General features: G+C 51.2%; 4 protein-coding genes. All 4 read right to left on the reverse strand.

Annotated features, from left to right (window positions below; all coding sequences use genetic code 11):
• On the reverse strand, positions 1 to 1,432 hold a 1,432-nt coding region (locus WG8_RS14820), incomplete at its 3' end, for a helicase-associated domain-containing protein (protein WP_007431020.1).
• 6 nt (positions 1,433 to 1,438) lie between these two features.
• Complete coding sequence (locus WG8_RS14825) at positions 1,439 to 3,262, reverse strand: DNA repair helicase XPB (RefSeq protein ID WP_007431021.1); 1,824 nt, start codon at positions 3,260 to 3,262, stop codon at positions 1,439 to 1,441.
• Between the two features lie 145 nt (positions 3,263 to 3,407).
• Positions 3,408 to 3,836 carry a CBS domain-containing protein gene (locus WG8_RS14830; RefSeq protein WP_007431022.1) on the reverse strand — a complete coding sequence of 143 codons (429 nt, stop codon included), beginning with the start codon at positions 3,834 to 3,836 and terminating at the stop codon, positions 3,408 to 3,410.
• 64 nt (positions 3,837 to 3,900) lie between these two features.
• Positions 3,901 to 4,860 (reverse strand): amidohydrolase (locus tag WG8_RS14835; protein WP_007431023.1); only part of this gene is annotated, 960 nt, incomplete at its 5' end.

Raw genomic sequence — 4,860 nt, forward strand, 5'->3', positions numbered from 1 at the left:
GCAGCCCTTCCAGCCCGGGGTGGCGTGCAACAGTGTCTGCATCGTCATGTGTACCACAGCGCAGGAGTGTTACCGATGCAAATGCCGTTCGTCCGACACTGCCTGCCCACTGCTCCACAGCCACACGCACATGATCAGGTACACCTGTCTGGCTATGCTTATCCAGAAGGGCAAAAATCGCTTGTGCCTCCATACCCAGTTCAATTGCTTCTGCAACACTTTCTCTCGTGAGACGGTATACTGCCATCCGATCTCCTGTCACGAGTTCACAGCAGCATTCCAGCCGCCAGCGAACGTCATAAGCTACATCCGGCGGCACCAATATTTCAAAATCTGGCTGCATGTAAAAGGTCCCCTGCTCTTGATGCCCTACCTCATCCTGATATAGCCGAAGCATATCCAGCGGGGATACATTCCAGCGAAAGCACAATTCGCCCAATGCGCTTAGTCCCCAATCGCCCATTCCAAAAGCGGTCAAGGCTTTCAGCCAGCCTTTAATCTCATCCATGTCATGTTCGCTAAAGTTAAATTCAATAGCCGCAGCATCCTCAAAGGCTTCAGAACTTCCGGATGCAGCAGCAAATTCCAAAGGGGCACTAGTTTGGGAGCCCGTTCTGCTTAGGCTCTCCTGTGAGATCAGGCCCACCTGAAGCATCCATTGCAGCAATGACTTGACAGGCAGCCAGCCCTCAGCTCCTGCATACTGGGAGGCAGCGCACAGCATGTATCGAAAATGCTGCATAGACGTTTCGGCCTTGCCGTATCTTTCCATGAGTGTGACAAAGATATGCTTGCGCATTTGCCAAGCAGACAAATGAATCCAAGCTGCCAGTTCCGATTCCTGAATGCGAAAGGATACCGCTTCCTTGACCAGCAGGCCCAGGCTCAGCAGCAAATCCATCATTACCGCCGTTTGCACCGGATACTGATCGGTGTGCGCGTATTGCAGTCCAAGCCCCTCCAGATCCTCTGAACGGAAGGGAGTCAGTTCGATCAATTTTTGCAATGATCGCTTATGTATGGTCCCTTTGGCCGTCAAAGGAACTCCCTGCTTCGCAATATGTGACAGCACGTGCAGCAGCTCTGCCTCCAGTCCTGTCTTTGCTTCATGTACAGTCACTGGATGATCTGTATGCATCATATTCATCGTACTTTGCTCTAACAACATATCGTACAAATCAGGTAGCCGATGAAGCGGGATATATAAAATGCGTTCCCCCCACGATTTGGTAACTGCCTCCATCCAGCCTCGGGCACGCAATCCATGCAATGCCAGCTTCGTTTCGACTCCGCTTAACACTCCCCTGGAAAGCTGCAAGGGCTCTTCTTCCTTCATAGGCTGTCCAGCGTACCGGATAAAACAGCGTGTAAGCACCAACAGTTCATCCGAAGTTAGCTCCTTCCAGTCGCCTTTCGTGTTCGTTACGCCCATCCTAGATTACGCCTCCTTTTTCTTTCCACCATCTTCAGCCTCATCATCCAGGCTTCCCATAGCCTCTGTGGGACTAAATCTGCGAACTGCATATTCATAGCCCTGCTCAATCAGAAACAGCTGACGACGGGCTGCAAAATCGGTCTCCCTGCTATTCTCTGTCACCAGTGCATAAAAATAAGCTTTATTCTCACCGGGCTTCGGTCGTAAAATGCGGCCAAGTCGCTGCGCCTCCTCCTGACGGGAGCCGAAACTGCCTGATACCTCTATAGCTATAGCCGCATCCGGCAAGTCCACCGCAAAGTTCGCCACTTTGGATACGAGTAAAGTCCGGATGGTTCCCTTGCGGAATGCATCGAACCACCGTACCCGCTCACTCTGACTCATAGCCCCGGTAATCAATGGCACGCCGAGTTCCCGAGCCAATATACGCAATTGGTCCAGATATTGACCAATAATAAGCGTAGGTAGACCGCTGTGCCGCTGCATCAGGCTACGTACTGCTTCCAGCTTGGCCGGATTTTCGGCCGCAATCCGGTACTGCTGTCTGCCCTCGGCACGCATACTGCGTTCCAACAGTTCAGCAGTCATCGGAAGCCGCAGCTCCACACAATCGACCTGAGCAATCCAGCCCTGTCGCTCCAGCTCCTTCCAAGGCATATCGTACCGCTTGGGCCCAATCAAAGAGAATACATCCCGCTCACAGCCGTCTTCGCGAACCAGCGTGGCTGTCAATCCCAAACGACGGGTGGCCTGAATATCTGCCGTCGCCCGGAAGACCGGGGCGGGCAGCAAATGCACCTCATCGTATACAATAAGTCCCCACTTCCGCTCGCTCAGCAGCTTCATATGGTCAAAGTCCCCGTCTTTGCTGCGACGATGCGTCAGAATCTGGTAGGTTGCCACCGTAATCGGGCGCACCTCTTTTTTCTGACCACTGTATTCCCCGATCGAATCATCCGGAATATCGGTCTTTTGCTTCAATTCCTCAATCCATTGCCGGACAGAGGTGGTATTCGAGGTTAAAATAAGCACTTCACACTGAAGCCGATCCATCACCGCCATACCAATCACAGTTTTACCCGCTCCGCATGGAAGCACCAGCACACCGCTACCGCCCAAGCCGTCAGCACCTTCAAACGCATCAGCAGCCTCAACTTGATAATCACGGAGCTGCACCTGTGCTTGTCCTTGCCCCAAGGAAAAACGGAGCTGATTTCCCTCAAGATATCCGACCGTATCGACTACTGGATACCCCAATCGAGCACATTCCTGCTTGAGCAGGCCCCGGTTTTCAGGCGGTACAGAAGCGCTCACTTCACCAGTACGAATCATTCTAAGCTGCCTCAGCTCCTGCTTGCTCAGTAGCTCCTCCAGCAAAGCCGGAGTATCTGCTGTCAGGGTCAAGCGATCAACCATTGTATAGCTGCTGACTGTACCCTTCTCCATGTTCTCACTTGTCTCATCCTCAACACGATATGCACTAACAGTATCTGTGCTACAAGTTTGCACTCCCTCCGCTCTCGCCCGTGACAGCGTCAGCGTTCCGTATCTGGAAACGAGCTGTTCAATATCCTTCAACAAATCACGCGGGATATCCCAACGGGACATGGAATGCAAACTATCTTGAATATCCTCAGCACTCCACCCAAGGGCAGCCGCATTCCACAGAGACAATGGAGTGATATGATATGTATGAAAAGCAGACGGGCTTTTAACGAGCTCCGCGTAAACCTGCAACTGTGAGCGAGCAAACTCCGAACGAGGCAAGCCCATTTCCAGCAGGATGGTAAAATCACGTTGTACAATACAAGGATGTTCCGGATTCATTGTTACCTCCCGTCAATCTAACCAAACTTCATCCCAACTTTATATGATAAACAGCTTGTCCTATTATCCGCAGTCCAACCGGAATAGCAAGAAGTTCAACCCCTATTCGGATTGAACTTCTAGGCATGCCAACCTTATTTTTCTTCTAGTGGACCTGTTCGGAAATTTGGCTAAGGGCCTCACCGGCATTATCTGCAAATATATTGCGTACAGCCAAGTCGCCAATCGAAACAATCCCGATCAAACGATCTCCTTCGGTCACGGGCAAGCGCCGAATTTGCTGCTCTGCCATCAGCTCGGCTGCTTGGTCCACCGACATGTCCGCTCTGGCTGTGCGAATACCTGTCGTCATAACCGTATCGACCGAACTGGAACCAGAATGCTTGGCCGCATAGCCGCGAACGACAAGGTCTCGGTCCGTTATTACACCGATCAGCCTGTCACTGCCTTCCCTTTCCATAACCGGGATAAAACCAGTATCATTGTCCTTCATTTTAACTGCAACCTCATAAATATTGTCCTGTGGGGTCACCGTTACGCATTCTTTAGTCATAACTTCCTGAACCTTTTTCATGGGTACTCCCTCCTTTTCAAGAGTAGGTTACCCCATTTTATTAAGCTCATACTCCGATTTGACCCTAAATATCCATCCCTGCATTTCGTTCTGCTGCATATCCGGTGGACATCGCAATAAACAAACGAACCGCATGGATCATGGCATCCTCATCAAAATCAAATTTGGGATGATGATGCGGATACACCGCATTTTTAGCTGGGTTCCCCGCCCCCACGAACATGAAGCAGCCTGGAACACGTTCCAAATAATAAGCAAAATCTTCAGCAGGCATCAGCTTTGACGCCTCTTTTACATTCACCTCGCCAAAAACGGGCACAGCTTCCTTAAAAAAACGAGCAGCCTCATGCGAATCATTCACAACAGGCGGATATCCCATAATGTAGCGGATCTGTGCTGTTGTACCATATGTTGCAGCGGTAAGCTCCGTCACTGAATGCAGCCGCTCTTTCATCACAGTGCGTGTTTCCTCATCAAAAGTACGGATCGTTCCACTCAAGCGGCAGGTTTCCGCGATCACATTTTGCGCAAAGCCTCCTTGAATGGTCCCCACCGTCAGTACAGCTGGTCGCAAAGGGTCGACTGAACGACTGACGATACTTTGCAGCTGCATTACGAGAGCTGAGCCCGCCACCACACTGTCATGAGAGGACTGGGGCATACCACCATGTCCACCCTTTCCTGTAATTTCAATATAAAAATCATCAGCTGCCGCCATCAGCGGCCCTGCGCAGCTAGCAGCGGTCCCGACCGGAAATGGTGTCCACAAATGAATGCCATAAATGACATCCACTCCTTCCAGTACACCCTCTTTGATTACATGAACCGCACCGCCAGGCAGTAATTCCTCCGCAGGCTGGAACAGCAACCGGATTTCACCTGCCAGCTCGTCACGGTTCAGACTGAAATAATGCGCCGTTCCCAGTAGTATGGATGTATGTCCGTCATGTCCGCAAGCATGCATAGCCCCATCCACGCCGGAACGATATTCACAATCCTTTTCATCCTGAATCGGAAGAGCATC

The sequence above is a fragment of the Paenibacillus sp. Aloe-11 genome (genome assembly GCF_000245715.1).
Lineage (GTDB): Bacteria > Bacillota > Bacilli > Paenibacillales > Paenibacillaceae > Paenibacillus > Paenibacillus kribbensis.